Raw genomic sequence first — 17702 nt, forward strand, 5'->3', positions numbered from 1 at the left:
TTGCGTCGCCCCGGCGGCGGTGCTGTCATCGCCGCCGATGAACGCGCATGAGCTGCAGCGGGCCCTGGACGCGGTGTGGCGGATGGAATCGCCACGCCTGATCGCACGGCTGGCGCGGATGCTCGGCGATGTCGCCGTGGCCGAGGAACTGGCCCAGGACACCCTGGTCACCGCGCTGGAGCGCTGGCCAGTGGATGGCATCCCCGACAACCCGGCGGCGTGGCTGATGACCACCGGCCAGCGCCGTGCGATCGATCGCCTGCGCCAGCGCCAGTTGCATGCCAGCAAGCACGCCGAGCTTGCCCACGAGCCCGGCTACGAGGGGGTCGTCATGCCCGATCACGAGAGCTGGGTGGAAGACGACATCGGCGATGACCTGCTGCGCCTGGTGCTCGTGTCCTGCCACCCGGTGCTGCCGGCCGACGCGCGGGTCGCGCTGACCCTGCGCCTGCTGGGCGGATTGAGCACCGCCGAGATCGCGCGCGCCTTCCTGCAGCCCGAGCCGACGATCGCCCAGCGCATCGTCCGCGCCAAGCGCACCCTGGCCGGTGCGCAGGTGCCGTTCGAGGTGCCACGCCGCGCCGACTGGGGCCCGCGCCTGGCCTCGGTGCTGGAGGTGCTGTACCTGGTGTTCAACGAGGGCTATGCGGCCAGCGCCGGCGATGACTGGATGCGCCCGGCGCTGTGCGAGGAGGCGCTGCGGCTGGGCCGGGTGCTGGCCGGGCTGCTGCCCCACGAGCCGGAGGTATCCGGCCTGCTGGCGCTGATGGAGCTGCAGACCTCGCGCATCCATGCGCGCACCGATGCCGAGGGCAACCCGGTGCTGCTGCCCGGGCAGGACCGCGCGCGCTGGGACTGGCTGCAGATCGCCCGCGGCGAGGCTGCCCTGCGCCTGGCCGAAACGCTCGGCGGACAGGACGGGCCCTACGCGCTGCAGGCCGCCATCGCCGCCTGCCATGCGCGTGCACGTCGCGCCGAAGACACCGACTGGGCCACGATCGCCGCGCTGTACGCGCGCCTGGCCCGGGTCCAGCCCTCGCCGGTGGTCGAGCTCAACCGCGCGGTCGCGGTGTCGCGCGCGCACGGCGCGGCGGCAGGGTGGGAAGTGCTGGCCGCCCTGGACGACGAACCGCGCCTGCGCGACTACGCTCCGCTGGCCGCCGCCCGCGGCGACCTGCTGCAGCAGCTGGGCCGGCTGGACGAGGCGCGCGCCGAGTTCGAACGCGCCGCCGCGCTGGCCGGCAATGCCCGCGAGCAGGCGCACCTGCAGTCCCGTGCCCGGGCCTGCGCCAGCGGCTGAGCCGGCCCACGGACCAGTACCAATGGGCTGGGTCGCCGCCGGCGCCACTGGCCTACACTCGCAGGCCATCCATCCCGCTTGCGAGGTGCAAAGGTGAAACGTCTGGCTCTTGGAGTCCTGGCGCTGTCGGTCTCGGCAGCAGTAATGGCGGCAACGCCGAAGTTCGACGGCGCGCGCATGTCCGCCCACGTCAAGGAACTGTCCTCCGACGCCTACGAGGGCCGCGCCCCGGCCACCGCGGGCGAGGAGAAGACCGTGGCCTACCTCAGCCAGCAGTTCGCCGCGGCCGGGCTGCAGCCCGGTGGCGACCTGCGCGACGGCAAGCGCCTGTGGACCCAGGCCGTGCCGCTGCGCAAGGGCGACATCGTCGGTACGCCGAAGCTGTCGCTGTCCAGCAAGGGCAAGGCGCAGGCCCTGACCCAGGGCCAGGAGATCGCCGTGCGTGCGGCCATGAACGGCGACGACGCGGTGGCGATCAAGGACGCGCCGCTGGTGTTCGTCGGCTACGGCGTCAAGGCGCCGGAGCGCAACTGGGACGACTTCAAGGGCGTGGACCTGGCCGGCAAGATCGCCGTGGTCCTGATCAACGACCCGGACTTCGAGACCGGCGAAGGCGATTTCGACGGCAAGGGCATGACCTATTACGGCCGGTGGACCTACAAGTACGAGGAAGGCGCGCGCCAGGGCGCGGCCGGCGTGCTGATCGTCCACGAGACCGCCCCGGCCTCCTACGGCTGGGCCACGGTGGCCGGCTCCAACACCAACACCATGTTCGACGTGGTCCGCGAGGATCCGTCCAGGGCGCATCCGGCGCTGGAAGGCTGGATCCAGCGCGACCTGGCGGTGGAGATGTTCAAGCGCGCCGGGCTGGATTTCGAGGCGCTGAAGAAGCAGGCGCAGTCGCGTGACTTCAAGCCGGTGGTGCTCGAGGGAGAGACCTTCTCGGCCGACTACCAGGTCAAGAGCGAGATCATCACCTCGCAGAACGTGGTCGCGCGCCTGGAAGGCAGCAAGTATCCGGACGAGACCGTGATCTACAGTGGCCACTGGGACCATATCGGCAAGGCCGAGCCCGATGCCAACGGCGACAGCATCTTCAACGGCGCGCTGGACAACGCCAGCGGCACCGCCGCGCTGCTGGAGCTGGCCCGCGGGTTTGCCAGCCAGCCGCGGCCGCAGCGCTCGGTGGTGTTCCTGGCGGTGACCGCCGAGGAGAAGGGCCTGCTTGGCTCGGAGTACTACGCCAGCCAGCCGCTGTATCCGCTGGAAAAGACCGTGGCGGTGATCAACATCGACGGTGCCGCGCCGTTTGGCCCCTCGCGTGACTTCGGCATCTACGGCTCGGTGCAGATGGACCTGCTCGACCAGCTCAAGGACGTCGCAAAACAGTGGGACGTGCGCTACACGCCCGATCCGCTGCCCGAAGCCGGGCTGTTCTTCCGCTCCGACCACTTCCCGTTCGCCAAGCGCGGCGTGCCGGCGCTGTCGTACTCGGCCGGCCAGGACTGGATCGACGGTGGCGTGGCGGCCGGCAAGAAGGCCTCGGACGACTACACCGCCAAGCGCTATCACCAGCGCGGTGACGAGTGGCAGGCCGACTGGACGTTCGCCGGTGCCGCACGTGACCTGGAGATCGTCTACACCCTGGGCTCGCAGCTGGCCAACTCGCGCAAGTGGCCGGGCTGGGGCGCCGGCTCGGAGTTCGGCGCGCTGCGCAGCGAAAGCGACGACCAGCGCAAGTAAGCCCTGATCGACGGGCGCCACGGGTTCTCCGTGGCGCCCGTTTCCATTGCAGCGTCGCGGACCTGCGCAGTACCACGGCCGGCCACCGCCCTGCGGCCGGGTTCATCCACGCCGCACCCCCGTTCGTCCGCGCCTGCCACGGTTCGTCGCAGGTGCCTTGCAGCCGCCCGGGCGCGCCCTATGCTCGGCGCCAACTCCACCGGGTCGCCGTCCATGTCCGCCAGCCTGTCCCTGCTGTTCCGCATCCTGCTCGCCTGGGCGGTGGCGCTGATCGTGGCCGCGATCATCTGGCCGGAGATCTTCGGCAGCACCGGCTCGATCTTCGCGCTGGTCGCGATCTTCCTGCTGGTCGTCGCGGTGACCAGTACGCTCAGCCACCTGCGCCGGGTCAAGCTGCTGGCCGGGCGACTGGACCGCGACTGCCTGGCCAGCCGCCAGCGCCGGCAGATCGAGATCCCGCTCGACGCCGCCCAGGCCTTTGAGGTGGTCGAGGCCGCGATCGGCGAACTGCCGCGGGTCGAGGAGATCGACAGCTCGCCCGGCAGTTTGCAGATCCGCGCCAAGGTGCCGCGCATCGATCCGTACAACGTGCGTCCGCCCTCGCGCTGGAACCCGGTCGCGCGGCTGGCGATCAAGCGCAACCAGGTCTCGGCCGTGGTCACCCCGGGCGAGGGCACCAGCAGCGTCACCCTGCTGTTCGAACCCGAGGCCGGTGCCTGGGTGGACCTGCTGGTGGTCGATGAAGGCAGCAACTTCGAGAACGCCGAGGCGGTGACCCGGTCCATCACCCGCCGCGTGGGCGAACAGCGCCGCAGCGAGCAGGCCACCGCGCAGCAGAACGCCACCGAGAAGGAACTGAGCGTGGCGCGGCTGAACCTGCTGCATGCGCAGATCGAGCCGCACTTCCTCTACAACACCCTGGCCAACGCCCAGGTGCTGACCCGCACCGATCCGGCGCGTGCCGAGCAGATGCTGGGCCACCTGATCCAGTACCTGCGCAGCTCGCTGCCGAGCGTGGACGAGTCGATGTCCACCCTGGGGGTGGAACTGGAGCGCACCCGTGCCTACCTGGAGATCCTGAAGATCCGCATGGGCGCGCGACTGAACCTGCAGGTCGATGTGCCGCCGGCCCTGGAGCAACTGCCGCTGCCGTCGATGGCGCTGCAGACCCTGGTCGAGAACGCGATCAAGCACGGGCTGGAACCCAAGCCCGGTGGCGGCACCATCTGGGTGCTGGGTCGCGAGTTCGACGACCACGTCACCCTCACCGTCGCCGACGACGGGCTGGGCTTCGGCGGCAGCACCGGCGGCACCGGCATCGGCCTGAAGAACCTGCGCGAGCGCCTGCGCCTGGCCTGTGGCCCGGACGCTGGCCTGGCCATCGTCTCCAACTTCCCCAGCGGCGTGGCCGCCACCCTCACCCTGCCGCGCAGCGCGGAGGTTTCCCATGAAGCTTGATGCCCTGATCGCCGAGGACGAGGAGCTGCTGCGGCAGTCGCTGGTCAGCCAGCTGGGCCAGCTGTGGCCGGAGCTGGACATCGTGGCCGAATGCGAGGACGGCGCCGAGGCGCTGGAAGCGCTGGCCGAACACCAGCCGGACATCGCCTTCCTCGACATCCGCATGCCCGGCATCACCGGGCTGGAGGTGGCCCGCGCGCTGGAGCAGGTCAGCCCGCGCACCCAGGTGGTGTTCGTCACTGCCTACGACCAGTACGCCATCGATGCCTTCGAGCAGGGCGCGATCGACTACCTGCTCAAACCGGTGGCCGACGACCGCCTGCTTGCCACCCGCCAGCGGGTGATGGCGCGGATGCAGGCCGGGCGCCCGGACAACGCGGTGCTCGACCAGCTGCTGCGGCAGCTGGCGCAGCGTGCGCCGGAGGCCTCCGCCGCGCCGCCGCTGGCCTGGATCACCGCCAGCAACGGCCGCGATACGCGCCTGATCATGCTCGAGGACGTGGTCTATTTCCGCGCCGACAGCAAGTACACCGTGGTGGTCACCGCCGAGGGCGAATCCCTGCTGCGCACGCCACTGCGCGAACTGCTGCAGGCGCTCGATGCGCAGCGCTTCCGCCAGGTGCACCGCTCGACCATCGTCAACATGGCCGCGGTGGCCTCGGTCACCCGCGATGACAGCGGCCGCGGCGTGCTGCGCCTCAGGTCGCGCAGCGAGACGCTTCCGGTCAGCCAGCCCTTCATGAGCCTGTTCCGCGGGATGTAACGCGGCAGCTCCCGGCCACGAAAGGAAACCGCCATGCATTACCTCAGCCTGATCCTGTCCAGCCTGTTGTCCCTGCTGGGAATCCAGGAACCTGCCGGCACCACCTCGGTGACCCGCGTCGCTGGTACCGAGGCGCTGCTCAGCCGCACCCTGCAAAGCGCGGGTGCGGCCACCTTCCACTGCATTGAAAGCGCCAGCGGCCGCTGCCATTACCGCGTGTTCGACGAGCGCTGTCACCCCACTCCGGCGGCGGCCGGCACGCTGCAGTGCGAGCGCCGCCAGTTGCACGCCTTCGCGGTGCCGGTCGGCACCAGGCAGGTGCTGCGCGACCTGCCGGCCGGCTTCGAGCACTGCGTCGATACCCGCGCCGAAAAACAATGCCGCCGCGACTGAGCGCGGCGGCATCGGGATGAACCAGGTTCGAAAGAATCAGTAGGCCGGCTGCAATCGCAATCCGTCATCGCCCACGTGCATCAGCTTGCCCACCAGCTCGGTGTGCTGCCGCATGCGGCCCAGCTCGCGCATGATGCGGATGTCCTCGTGGCGCAGTTCGCGGCGGGCGCTGACGGCCTGCTTGTAGTCCAGCACTTCGGGATAGTGCCTGGCCATTTCCAGCGCCTCGGCGACTTCGTCCACCGAGTCGGCATCGTTGCTGATGCGCGCACGGCTGTTGAAGGCCTTCATCCAGCGCTCGAAACCGGCGGTGTGGTCGAACATGTTGGCCATGAACCAGATCACGAACAGGATCGAGATCCAGGAGCCGAACACGATCACCACACGGGTGAAGGTGATATGGAAATCATCGCGCCACAGGTAGTTGGTGATCAGGCCCAGGATCAGCAGCGAGCTGGCCTGCCACAGCACGATGGAGGCGATCAGCCACTGGCACTTGGCCTTGGCCAGCAGGGCCACCTCGCCGCGGATCTGCTCCTCGCTCAGGCCCTTCCAATGCTGGACCTGCTTCTCGAACGGGCTGCTGTACAGCTCGTTGTCCCTCAACAGCAAACCCAAACCCTGGAACAAAGCGATCATGGCGAGCTCCTTGCAAACGGCGGGAACAAGTGGCGATGCGTGATGCGCTGCTACGCGGCCAGTTCTAGCACTTTCATCCGGGCGTGCAACGGGAGTGGCGTCAACGCCGGGCGTTGGCGAGCGTGGCGTCGACGTAGTCGCGGCCGTTTATTGCATTGCGTCATCGGGGAAGTTCACGAACTTCGTGGAAAAAGCCGTTCCATACTGCTGCGTCTGCACATCGGCATTGCCGTACAACGCGTAGTGCGGCGACCAACGGCCGCCCGTGCCGGCGCTGACGCGAAGTGCGCAGGCCTGCCAGCTACCATGGGCCCATGCCTGATCTGCTGAATGCGCTAGGCGCACCGCTCACCCATCGCATCCGCCACTGGGTGCTGTCCGCCTTCCCGCGCGGGGAAAGCGGCATCGACTACGACCATCCACCCGGTGATCCGGGCTGGTTCGGCCCGGACAGCGTGGCCTGGCGGGTACATGCCGAATTCCCGGGCATGCTTGCCGGCGGGCTGTGCGCGCTGATGCTGCAGACCCTGCATCCGCTGGCACTGGCCGGCGTGCATGACCACTCCAATTTCCGCGAGGACCTGGTCGGCCGCCTGCGCCGCACCACCGCCTTCGTCGCCGGCACCAGCTATGCCGGGGATGCCGAGGTGCGGCGGCTGGTCGGGCGCGTGCGTGCGATCCACTCGCGCGTTCACGGCCAGCTGCCCGATGGCCGCCGCTATGCGGCCGACGATCCGGCGCTGCTGACCTGGGTGCATGTCACCGAGGCCTATGGCTTCCTGCAGGGCTGTCGCCGTTATTGCCGCGACGTGCCGGTGGCCATCGCCGATCGCTACTACGACGAGACCCGGCGCATCGCCGAGGCACTGGGCGCAACGAAGGTGCCGTGCTCGGAAGCCGAAGTCGCCGCCTACTTCGCGCAGCAACGTCCGCTGCTGCGCGTGGACGAACGCTCGCGCGAGGTGCTGGCGGTGCTGCAGGGGATCCGCCTGCCGGTGCCGGCGGCCGGACTGTCGCGGGAGCTGTTCCTCGGTGCCGGCGCGGCCCTGCTGCCGGACTGGGCGCAGGACCTGCTGCAACCCGGACGCCGTGCACGCCTGCAGGCCCGCGCCGCGGCCGCGACCCTGCGACCGCTGGCGCCGTTGTTCCGCCGCGCGCTGGGCGACGGCGTGGCCGCCCGTGCCTGCCAGCGTGTCGGCGTGGATGCGTCGGTGCTGCGCCACTGGCCGCAGTAGCGCCGCAGTAGCCAAACGGGAACGGGCGCCGAAGCGCCCGTTCCGTCACTGCACCGGCAGCGGGGTTACCAGACCTTGACCCGCTGTTCCGGCGCCAGATACAGCGCCTGCCCGGGCTGCACGTCGAACGCCGGGTACCAGGCGTCGAGGTTGCGCACGGTCTGCGCGCGGTACATGCCCGGCGCGTGCACGCCGGTCAGCAGCGAGTTGCGCAGCGCCTGCTCGCGCGCCTTGCTGCGCCAGGCCTGGGCAAAGCCGAGGAAGAAGCGCTGGTCCGGGGTGAAGCCTTCCAGCACCTGCTCCGGCTTGCCCTGCTGCGACAGCCGGTACGCATCATGCGCGGTGGCCAGGCCGGCGACATCGGCGATGTTCTCGCCCAGGGTCAGGCGGCCGTTGACCTTGCTGCCGGGGAAAGGCGAGTACTGCTCGTACTGCGCGACCAGCGCGTCGCCGGCGGCGTTGAACCTGCGCAGGTCCTCTTCGGTCCACCAGTTGCGCAGCTTGCCGCTGGCATCGAACAGGGCGCCGGAGCTGTCGAAGCTGTGGCTGATCTCGTGGCCGATCACCGCGCCGATCGCGCCGTAGTTCACTGCATCATCGGCGGCGCCATCGAAGAACGGCGGCTGCAGGATCGCGGCCGGGAACACCAGGCGGTTCTCCAGCGGCACGTTCATCGCGTTGATCGTCTGCGGCAGCATTGCCCATTCGCTGCGGTCCACCGGTTTGCCGAGCTTGGCGATGTTGCGCTGATACTCGAACAGCTCCGCGCGCTGGGCGTTGCCCAGGGCGTCATCGCGGCGGATCTCCAGCGCCGAGTAGTCGCGCCACTTGCTGGGGTAGCCCATGTCCACGCTCATGCCTTCGACCTTGGCCTTGGCCTCGGCCTTGGTCTGCGGCGACATCCAGTCCAGCGCGTCGATGCGCTTGCCGAAGGCGGCAATGATGTTGCGCGCCATTTCATCGGCCCGCGCCTTGGTGTTGGCATCGAAGTGGCGCTCGACATAGATCCTGCCGATCGCCTCGCCCAGCGCCTGGTTGGCATCGGCCACCGCGCGCTTCCAGCGGTCGGACTGCTGCGGCGTGCCGTTCATCGTGGTGCCGTGGAAGGCGAAGCGTGCATCGGCCAGGGCCTTGGGCAGGTAGGGTGCGGCCCGGTCGATGGCGTGGAAGGCGAGGTAGTCCTTCCAGGTGTCCAGCGGCTCGCTGGCCACCAGCTTGGACAGCCCCGCCACGGCGTCGGGCTGCCAGACGATGAAGTCCTGCTGCCCGGCCAGCCCCGCCGCGTCGAGGAAGGCCGCCCAGTCCATGCCCGGTGCCTTGCTGGCGAAATCGGCCTGCTTCCAGGCATTGGCGCCGGCTTCGATGTCGTTGGTCTGTTCCTGGGTGGCGTGGGTGCGGGCGATCTTCGTCTCCAGCGCGACGATACGCTGCGCCCTGGCGGCGGCATCGTCGATCCCGGCCAGTTCCAGCATCTGCGCCACGTAGCCGGTGTAGGCCTTGCGCAGCTCGGCCATGCGCCCGCCTTCGAGGTAGAAGTCGCGGTCGGGCATGCCCAGGCCGCCCTGTACCAGGTAGGGCGCGACGCGGTCGGGCTGCAGCAGGTCCACCGAGACCCACAGGCCGAACATGCGGTCGGTGTAGAAGTCGGTGGCGTTGAGCAGGTCGACGTCGGCCCGCAGGTCGCCGCCTAGCGCACGGGCCAGCGCGGCCTTGTCGCCGATCCCGGCGATGGCCCGCAGCGACGGCTGCAGCGGCGCCAGGCCGCGGGCCTCGATGCCGGCCTCGTCCATGAACGCAGCGTAGTAATCGCCGATGCGGCGGGCGCCGGCGTCGGTGGCGCTGCCGGCCTCCTCGAGGATGGCGCGGGTGCCGGCCAGGGTCTTTTCGGCGATGACGTGGAAGCTGCCGTGGCTGGAGCGGTCGGCCGGGATCTCGGTGTTCTTCACCCAGGTGCCGTTGGCGTAGCCGAAGAAGTCATCGCCCGGGGCGATGCTGCGGTCCATGCCGGCCGCATCGAAGCCGAAGCTGCCCAGTTGCGGGGTGGCGGCAGGCTGGCTGGCAGCGGCCGGCGCGTCCTGGGCCGTGGCGGCGGGTTCGCGGTTGCAGCCGGTGGTGGCCAGGGCGGCGCCGATCATCAGGGGCAGGAGCAGGTGTCTGGGTGTCATGGTGGTTTCCACGCAGGGCCGGGGAGCCGTGCCGGCGGCACGGGAGTTGCACGTATGGTCGACCCCGGCGCGGCGCGTGGCACTAGTGCAAAGGTCATGCTTCACGCGCCCGGTCCGCTTGGGGCATGCTGGGGCCCAGGGGGAACGGCAACGGCGCAGGTGGGGAACCGGCGCGCGTGCGCTATGCGACCCCGGCAGTCTGTCCATTCGCGGGGAACCACCATTGCTTCGTAAACGCCCGTGCCGATGACGCCTGGCACTCCAGCGCTGCCGATGATGCAGGCGATGGCAAGGTCGCTCCGGGCGGTGGCCGGGTTCGGGCTGCTGCTGGCGATCCTGCTGGCCGGCTTTTTGGCCGTGATCCTGTGGCATGACCGCAGCAACCGCCTAGATGCGGCGCAGCGCCAGAGCCAGGCGCTGGTGACCGGCGTTGACCGCTTGCTGCAATCGGAACTGGCCACCGTCGAGCGTGCCCTGGAAGGCATAGCCAGCGACGGCCGGCGCCTGTTCGACCGGGTGCCCGAAGACGCCCCGTCGCTGCTGCAGGCGTCCATCGAGGACGTACTCTCGCGCAACCTGGTGCTGCACAGCGTGGAGCTGGTCAACGACAGCGGGCAGCCCCTGGAATTTGGTATTGGCGACCTGTCGATGCCGGTATGGACCAGGGTGTCGATGCCGGCAGGTGGCACCCGGCTGCAGGTGGGCCCGCTGCAGGTCGCCGATGGCGGTGAACCGCTGCTGCGGCTGGCCATGCCGATGGAGCCGGGCCGCTGGCTGCTGGCGCGCTTGCGGCTGGGCGAAGCGCAGGAGGCCGTGGTCGGGCTGGATGCCGGTCGCCGCGGCGTGGTGGCCATTGCCACCGCCCAGGGCGAGCTGGTCGCGCACAGCCAGGATCCGGCACGCTGGGTGGGCCACCGCGTGGCCACGCCGCTGGATTCCACCATGCTGCTGCCGCCGGATGACGGCGAGTACCGCATCGCCGCCGTGTCGGCACCTGCGCGTTTCCCGCTGCAGGCCTATGTCGGCCTGGCCCGCAGCGACGTGCTCGCGCCGTGGTGGCCGCTGATGTATTCGGCCATCGTCCTGTACCTGATGTACTGGTTCGGCTTTGGCTACCTGCTGTGGAGCATGCGCGGCAACCTCGCCGAGCAGCGGCGGCTGGGCGAGGAGCTGCGCACCGGTGCCGCCGAACTGGCGCTGGCCCACCGCGTCGGCCGCGTCGGCACGTGGTGGATGGATGCCGCGGGCGAACTGCACTGGTCGCGTTCCTCACAGCGGATCTTCGGGTTGCCGCAACGCAATGCCCGCCGCGATGACGTGCTGGCCCGGGTGCATGTCGACGATCGCGCGATGCTGGCGTCCATGCTCGACGACACCTGGGCCGGCAAGGGCCCGATGAGCGTGATGTTCCGGCTGTTCGGCGCGGGCGGCAGCATGCGCTGGCTGTCGGCGCGTGGCGAGCTGGTGCAGGCGCCGCGCACCGCGCCGCGCCTGACCGGCGCGCTGGTGGACGTCAGTGAGCGCATCGAGGGCGAGGCGCGCATCGAGGCGGCCGAGCGCCAGTTCCGCCTGGTGTTCGACCGCAGCCCGATCCCAATGTGGCTGTTCGACCTGCAGACCCTGCATTTCCTCGAGGTCAACCACGCCGCGCTGGAGCAGTACGGTTACAGCCGCGATGAATTCCTGTCGATGTCGATCCTGGACATCCGCCCGGCCGATGCCCGGTCCGAGGTCCACGAGTCGCTGGGCCTGGCCCGGGAAGGCCACGTCCGCGACGCGGTGGTGCGCACCCACCGCCGCAAGGACGGCAGCCTGCTGGAGGTGCGCGGCCACGTGGCGGGGATCGAGTTCGGCGGCGTGCAGGCCTGCATGGTGCTGGCCGAGGATGTCAGCAAGTCGATGGCCTACGAGCGCGAGCTGGCCTACCGCGCCAGCCACAACGCCGAGACCGGCCTGCTGACCGTGCGTGCGCTGGCCGAAACCCTGGATTTCCGCGGTGGTCCCTGCACCGTCGCCTACCTGCAGCTGCGCGGCCTGCGCATGATCGGGGACACCCTCGGCCGCGAGGCCGGCGACCGCGTGCTGCATGCGCTGGTGGCACGGCTGGGCGGCCTGGGCGCGCGCTGGGGCCTGCTGGCTTACGAGCCGGGCGAGGACTTCGTGCTGGCCATCAGTGGCGACCAGGACCCGCAGCGGGCGCTGGAGGCGCTGCAGGAAGTGGTGGCCGAGCCGGTGCGTACGCCCGATTCCTGGCACCAGCTGGAGGCACGCATCGGTGTGGCCACCGGCGCGGCGGGCGAGCAGGCCGAACAGGTGATCGGCCGCGCCGCCCAGGCCGCCCACGCCGCGCACGAGGACCGAGTGCCGGTGTGCTGGTTCGAGCCGGGCATTGCCGATCGCCTGTCCGAGCGCCTGCGCCTGGCCGGCCGCATCCACCAGGCCATCGAGCGTGAGGAATTCGTGCTCCATTTCCAGCCCATCCAGCATGCCGACGACGGCAGCGTGGCCGCGCTCGAAGCCCTGCTGCGCTGGCCGCAGCCCGATGGCAGCTGGATCGGCCCGGACCAGTTCATCCAGCTGTGCGAGGACACCGGCCTGATCATCGCGCTGGGGCGCTGGGTGATCCGTGCCGCGGCCGCCGCCCAGCGCCAGCTGGTCATGGCCGGCTTCGGCCACGTGCCGGTGGCGGTGAACGTGTCGGCGGTGCAGTTCTTCGGCAGCGACCTGGCCGGCGACTTTGTCCGCGCCATCGAGGAATTCGGCCTGGAGCGCGGCGCGCTGCAGGTGGAGCTGACCGAAAGCAGCCTGATGCACAAACCGGCGCAGGCACTGCAGGCCATGCGCCTGCTGCACGACAAGGGCATCAGCGTGTCGCTGGACGACTTCGGCACCGGTTTCTCCAGCATGTCCTACCTGCAGCACCTGCCGCTGGACACGCTCAAGATCGACCGCGGCTTCGTCAACGACGTCGAATTCAACCCGCGCAACGCCGCGATCTGCCGCGCGCTGCTGTCGCTGGGGCACTCGATGGGACTGAAGGTGATCGCCGAAGGCGTGGAAACCCCGGGCCAGCAGGCCTGGCTGGCCGCCCATGGTTGCGACTAGCTGCAGGGCTACCTGCTGGGCCGCCCGGCGCCGCTGGGCGACGTGCTCAGGGCGCTGTGCGAAACCGCCGTCGAACCGGTGGATCACACGTAACGCCAATGCGGCCAGCGCCCGCACGCTGTGCTAGTTTTCCCCGGACCTTTTGAACCCGTCGCGCGGTCGCTGCCACTGCCCGGATCGCTGCATGCACACCATTGAAATCGTCCTGGCCATGCTGGTGGCCGTCGTGGCCAGCGGCTACCTGGTCCGGATCCTGCCGTTCTCGCTGCCGCTGCCGCTGGTGCAGATCGGCCTGGGCGCGGTCATCTCCGGCGTGTTCAACCGCGGCCACACGCTGGACCCGGAGATGTTCTTCCTGCTGCTGCTGCCGCCGCTGCTGTTCCTGGACGGCTGGCGCATCCCCAAGCAGGGCCTGCTCCGCGACAAGACCACGATCCTGGAGCTGGCCTTCGGCCTGGTGCTGTTCACCGTGATCGGCGCCGGCTTCATGATCCACTGGATGATCCCGGCCATGCCGCTGGCGGTGGCCTTCGCGCTGGCGGCGATCATCTCGCCGACCGATCCGGTAGCCGTCGGCGCGATCGCCGCGCGCGCGCCGATTCCCAAGCGGCTGATGCACATCCTCGAGGGCGAGTCGCTGCTCAACGACGCCTCGGGCCTGGTCTGCTTCCGTTTCGCGGTCGCCGCGGTGATGACCGGCACGTTCTCGCTGGCCTCGGCCTCGCTGACCTTCCTGTGGGTGGCCTTCGCCGGGCTGGCCATCGGCGTGGCAGTGACCCTGGGCGTGTCGGCGGCGCAGCGCTGGCTCTGGGGCCGGTTTGGCGAGGAGGCCGGCGCCGCGCTGCTGGTCAACCTGCTGATCCCGTTCGCCGCCTACCTGGTGGCCGAGGAATTCCACGCCTCGGGCATCCTCGCCGCGGTCGCTGCCGGCATCTGCATGAGCTACGTCGAGCTGACCGGCCGCATCAGCGGCAGCATGCGCGTGCAGCGCGCGGCGGTGTGGAGCACGGTGCAGTTCGCCTTCAACGGCATCATGTTCGTGCTGCTGGGCGAGCAGCTGCCCGGCATCGTCGAGCGGGCCATCCACAGCATGGACGAGACCGGCCACCAGAGCCCGTGGTGGCTGGCGGTCTACGTGGTGGCGATCAACCTGGGCCTGGTGCTGCTGCGGCTGCTGTGGGTATGGCTGTCGATGCGCTGGAACCTGTTCAAGGCGCGGATGCGCGGCCAGCAGCGCGCCGGTACGCCATGGCGGGTGATCCTGGCCACCTCGGTGGCCGGCGTGCGCGGTGCCATCACCCTGGCCGGCGTGCTGACCCTGCCGCTGATGCTGCCGGGCGGCGAGCCGTTCCCCGCCCGCGACCTGGTGATCTTCCTGGCCGCGGCGGTGATCCTGTGCTCGCTGGTTTCGGCCAGCCTGCTGCTGCCACGCCTGCTGCACGGCCTGGAGCTGCCGCATGACGAGGGCGAGGCGCGCGAGCAGGACCTGGCGCGCAAGCTATCCTCGCGCGCCGCGCTGGCCGCGGTTGAAAAGGCACGGCAGAAGATGGCCGAGAACCAGCCGGCGACCACGGTGCAGCTGCTCAACGATGCCGCCGCGCGGGTCAGCCAGCTGTACCAGCGCAACCTGGAACTGGGCGATGACCCGGATGCCGACCCCGAGCAGGTGCGGCGCATGCAGCGCAGCTACCGCAAGTTGCGCATGGCCGGGCTCACCGCCGAGCGCGAGGAGCTGTTCCGACTGACCCGGCGCGGCAGCATCTCCGACGAGCTGTCGCGGCGGCTGATCCGCAACCTGGACCTGCTGGAATCGCGCCAGCGCGAGTGAGGCGTCGCGGCCATCCCGGGGGCGGGATGGACCATCCCCGGCGGGCGGCTTTGCAGCGCCGGCATCGCGCACTAGCCTGTGCAGCCTGCGCCATACCACGGGACCGCCATGCCATCGATCATCTCCATCCAAGGCCTGGGCAAGACCTACGCCGGCGGCTTCCAGGCGCTGCGCAGCGTCGACCTGGAGATCGAGCGCGGCGAGATCTTCGCCCTGCTCGGTCCCAATGGCGCCGGCAAGACCACCCTGATCAGCATCGTCTGCGGCCTGGTCAACCCCAGCCAGGGCACGGTGCTGGCCGACGGCCACGACATCGTGCGCGACTACCGCGCTGCCCGGCAGCTGATCGGGCTGGTGCCGCAGGAGCTGGCCACCGATGCCTTCGAGACGGTGTGGGCCACGGTGCGCTTCAGCCGCGGCCTGTTCGGCAAGCCGCGCGACGACGCCCACCTGGAACGGGTGCTGCGCGCGCTGTCGCTGTGGGACAAGCGCAACAGCAAGATCGCCACGCTGTCCGGCGGCATGAAACGGCGCGTGCTGATCGCCAAGGCGCTGGCGCACGAGCCACGCATCCTGTTCCTGGACGAACCCACCGCCGGCGTGGACGTGGAGCTGCGCCACGACATGTGGCAGATGGTGCGGCGCCTGCGCGAGCAGGGCGTGACCATCATCCTGACCACCCATTACATCGAGGAGGCCGAGGAGATGGCCGACCGGGTCGGGGTGATCAACCGCGGCGAGCTGGTGCTGGTGGAGGAAAAGCACGCGCTGATGCGCAAGCTCGGCAAGAAGCAGCTGGCGCTGAGCCTGCAGCAGCCGCTTGCTGAAGTGCCGCAGGCGCTGGCCGGGCTGCCGCTGGAACTGTCCGCCGACGGCGCCACCCTGGTCTACACCTTCGACGCGCAGGGCGAGGGCACCGGCATTGCCGGGCTGCTGCGCCAGCTCGGCGAGCACGGCATCGACTACAAGGACCTGCACACCAGCGAGAGCTCGCTGGAGGACATCTTCGTCAGCCTGGTGCACGACGCCCGCAGGGAGGGCCGCGCATGAACCTGCATGCCATCGGCGCCATCTACCGTTTCGAGATGGCGCGCGCGTTCCGCACGCTGACCCAGTCCATCGCCTCGCCGGTGCTGTCGACCTCGCTGTACTTCGTGGTGTTCGGCGCGGCGATCGGCTCGCGCATGGGCGACATCGACGGGGTCAGCTACGGCGCCTTCATCATCCCCGGCCTGATCATGCTGTCGCTGCTCAACGAGAGCATCTCCAACGCCTCGTTCGGGATCTACATGCCGCGCTGGGCCGGCACGATCTACGAGGTGCTGTCCGCGCCGGTGTCGTGGTGGGAGATCGTGGTCGGCTATGTCGGCGCGGCAGCGACCAAGTCGGTGATGCTGGGCCTGCTGATCCTGGCCACGGCCCGGATCTTCGTGCCCTACGAGATCGCCCATCCGGTCTGGATGTTCGGCTTCCTGGTGCTCACCGCCGTCACCTTCAGCCTGTTCGGCTTCATCATCGGCATCTGGGCCGATGGCTTCGAGAAGCTGCAGGTGATCCCGCTGATGGTGGTCACCCCGCTGACCTTCCTCGGTGGCAGCTTCTACTCGATCAGCATGCTGCCGCCGCTGTGGCAGAAGATCACCCTGTTCAACCCGGTGGTGTACCTGGTCAGCGGCTTCCGCTGGAGCTTCTATGGCCAGGCCGACGTGCACATCGCGATGGCCACCGGCATGACCCTGGCCTTCATGGCCGCCTGCCTGGTGGTGATCTGGTGGATGTTCCGCCGCGGCTACCGCCTGCGGTCGTGAGCGGCCGGCACCCGCGCGGGTGCCGGCGCCGGGATTACTGTTCCTGCGCCTGCAGGAAGTAGGCCTCGACCTGGCCCTTGACCTTGATCGTCATCGGGTTGCCGCGGCGGTCGCGGGAGCGGCCGGCCTGGACCCGGATCCAGCCTTCGCTGACCGAGTATTCCTCGACGTCGTCGCGTTCGATGCCGTTGAAACGCACGCCCACGCCACGCTCCAGCGCGGCTGCATCGTGGAACGGGCTCTGCGGGTTGATCGCCAGGCGATCGGGAGGGGTATCGCTCATCTTCTACCAGTGCTGGCGGGCCAACGCGGCCGCCTTCCGCGCGCAAGGATAAACCGTGCACGCGGCGCTGCCGATTCACGCGTGGCGCATCGCCGCGCGCGGCCTCAGAATGCGCGCTGCACCACGCGCCCCACAGAGGATCGACATGCCCGACAACAGCGCCGATTACGAGGATTTCGAGGACCTGCCGCCGGAATTCGACGTTGACGACCATCCGGCCCGGGTCTGGAACCTGCTGCTGCTGATCAATCCCGGCGACGAGGAGAGCGCGCTGCGCCAGTTCGATGCGCTGCGCGAGCAGCTGGGCGGCGAGGTCAGCGCCGACGACGAGCGCTGGCTGTGGGCGTTGAAGGACGCGATCGACTGGCAGTCCGGCTTCTTCGTCGATGCCGACGACATCGACGCCTTCGTCAGCGCGATCGACGAGCTGGCCGCGCGCTGGAACCTGCGCATCGACTGGGGTGGCGACCTGGATGACGAGGATTTCGTGCAGGAGCTGGACGTACCGGCGCTGATGGCCGTCGCCCATGACCGGCTGCGCGAGCACGGCTACACGTTGTGGACCTGGAACACCGGCAACGGCTGCCATGCCGGCTGGGCGGCGCTGCGCCGCGACGACGAGGCGATGCTGGCGCTGTGCTCGCTGCTGGACGTGGAAGTGCGCCCGGCCAGCGATCCGTTCTGAGGAAGACCGGCCCGCTCAGGGCTGATACTGCGCGCGGGCATTTGCGATCACCGCCTTGAGCCGCTCGCGGTCGGTATGCCGCGACAGCGGCACCGTGCCCAGGGCAATGGCCCGCTCGCGCAATGGCGCCGGCACGTCGTAGTGGGCGCCACTGGAGCGGTTCTGGAAGGCCCGGCGCGGGATGCCGAGCTGCGCGGCCATCGCGTGCAGCTCGGCCAGGGTGTCGGCCATCAGGTGCGCCCAGCGCTCGCCGCGCCAGGGATGCACCGCATCGTCGATGTAGACGGCCATCCCACG

Annotated in this window: 15 protein-coding genes; 11 read left to right on the forward strand and 4 right to left on the reverse strand. The window is 69.7% G+C overall.

Translation table 11 applies throughout. The features are described 5' to 3' along the window. Positions 1–37 precede the first annotated feature (37 nt). From LG380_RS14475 to LG380_RS14495, 5 genes are all read left to right on the forward strand, one after another. Positions 38–1300, forward strand: a complete 1263-nt coding sequence (locus LG380_RS14475; protein WP_225766658.1) for an RNA polymerase sigma factor — start codon at positions 38–40, stop codon at positions 1298–1300. A gap of 93 nt (positions 1301–1393) precedes the next feature. Beyond that, positions 1394–3043: a M28 family metallopeptidase gene (locus LG380_RS14480; RefSeq protein ID WP_225766037.1), complete on the forward strand. Its 1650-nt coding sequence runs from the start codon at positions 1394–1396 to the stop codon at positions 3041–3043. 213 nt (positions 3044–3256) lie between these two features. Continuing rightward, complete coding sequence (locus tag LG380_RS14485) at positions 3257–4501, forward strand: histidine kinase (protein WP_225766038.1); 1245 nt, start codon at positions 3257–3259, stop codon at positions 4499–4501. Then, the gene (locus tag LG380_RS14490; protein WP_225766039.1) at positions 4491–5264 is read left to right on the forward strand and encodes a LytTR family DNA-binding domain-containing protein; all 774 of its coding nucleotides are present in this window, start codon (positions 4491–4493) and stop codon (positions 5262–5264) included. The genes LG380_RS14485 and LG380_RS14490 overlap by 11 nt, the downstream gene beginning before the upstream one ends. Positions 5265–5297: 33 nt before the next feature. Further along, positions 5298–5657, forward strand: a complete 360-nt coding sequence (locus LG380_RS14495; protein WP_225766040.1) for a hypothetical protein — start codon at positions 5298–5300, stop codon at positions 5655–5657. Positions 5658–5693: 36 nt separating this feature from the next. Here the strand turns inward: LG380_RS14495 and LG380_RS14500 are convergent, their stop codons facing one another. After that, complete coding sequence (locus LG380_RS14500) at positions 5694–6296, reverse strand: hypothetical protein (protein WP_225766042.1); 603 nt, start codon at positions 6294–6296, stop codon at positions 5694–5696. Between the two features lie 314 nt (positions 6297–6610). On the opposite strand from LG380_RS14500, the gene LG380_RS14505 reads away from it, so the two are divergent. Then, positions 6611–7531 carry an oxygenase MpaB family protein gene (locus tag LG380_RS14505; protein ID WP_225766044.1) on the forward strand — a complete coding sequence of 307 codons (921 nt, stop codon included), beginning with the start codon at positions 6611–6613 and terminating at the stop codon, positions 7529–7531. Between the two features lie 65 nt (positions 7532–7596). Here LG380_RS14505 and LG380_RS14510 read toward each other — a convergent pair whose 3' ends face one another. Continuing rightward, positions 7597–9696, reverse strand: coding sequence for a M13 family metallopeptidase (locus tag LG380_RS14510; RefSeq protein WP_225766045.1), 2100 nt, complete (start codon positions 9694–9696; stop codon positions 7597–7599). A gap of 285 nt (positions 9697–9981) precedes the next feature. On the opposite strand from LG380_RS14510, the gene LG380_RS14515 reads away from it, so the two are divergent. The 4 genes from LG380_RS14515 (at position 9982) to LG380_RS14530 (ending at position 16437) form a co-directional block, all read left to right on the forward strand. Further along, complete coding sequence (locus tag LG380_RS14515; protein ID WP_225766046.1) at positions 9982–12801, forward strand: EAL domain-containing protein; 2820 nt, start codon at positions 9982–9984, stop codon at positions 12799–12801. Positions 12802–12985: 184 nt separating this feature from the next. Then, positions 12986–14629 carry a Na+/H+ antiporter gene (locus LG380_RS14520; protein ID WP_225766047.1) on the forward strand — a complete coding sequence of 548 codons (1644 nt, stop codon included), beginning with the start codon at positions 12986–12988 and terminating at the stop codon, positions 14627–14629. A gap of 108 nt (positions 14630–14737) precedes the next feature. Next, on the forward strand, positions 14738–15679 hold the full coding sequence (locus LG380_RS14525) for an ABC transporter ATP-binding protein (RefSeq protein WP_225766048.1): 942 nt from the start codon (positions 14738–14740) through the stop codon (positions 15677–15679). Continuing rightward, complete coding sequence (locus LG380_RS14530; protein WP_225766049.1) at positions 15676–16437, forward strand: ABC transporter permease; 762 nt, start codon at positions 15676–15678, stop codon at positions 16435–16437. The genes LG380_RS14525 and LG380_RS14530 overlap by 4 nt, the downstream gene beginning before the upstream one ends. A gap of 34 nt (positions 16438–16471) precedes the next feature. Here the strand turns inward: LG380_RS14530 and LG380_RS14535 are convergent, their stop codons facing one another. Continuing rightward, positions 16472–16720 (reverse strand): DUF3297 family protein, encoded by a 249-nt coding sequence (locus LG380_RS14535; RefSeq protein WP_225766050.1) that lies wholly within the window; start codon positions 16718–16720, stop codon positions 16472–16474. A gap of 145 nt (positions 16721–16865) precedes the next feature. On the opposite strand from LG380_RS14535, the gene LG380_RS14540 reads away from it, so the two are divergent. Beyond that, entirely contained in the window at positions 16866–17405 is a 540-nt protein-coding gene (locus LG380_RS14540) for a hypothetical protein (RefSeq protein WP_225766051.1), read from the forward strand. A gap of 15 nt (positions 17406–17420) precedes the next feature. Here the strand turns inward: LG380_RS14540 and LG380_RS14545 are convergent, their stop codons facing one another. Then, on the reverse strand, positions 17421–17696 hold the full coding sequence (locus LG380_RS14545; protein ID WP_225766052.1) for a DUF4031 domain-containing protein: 276 nt from the start codon (positions 17694–17696) through the stop codon (positions 17421–17423). Between the last annotated feature and the right edge of the window lie 6 nt (positions 17697–17702).

The sequence above is a fragment of the Stenotrophomonas sp. Marseille-Q4652 genome (genome assembly GCF_916618915.1).
Classification (GTDB): domain Bacteria; phylum Pseudomonadota; class Gammaproteobacteria; order Xanthomonadales; family Xanthomonadaceae; genus Stenotrophomonas.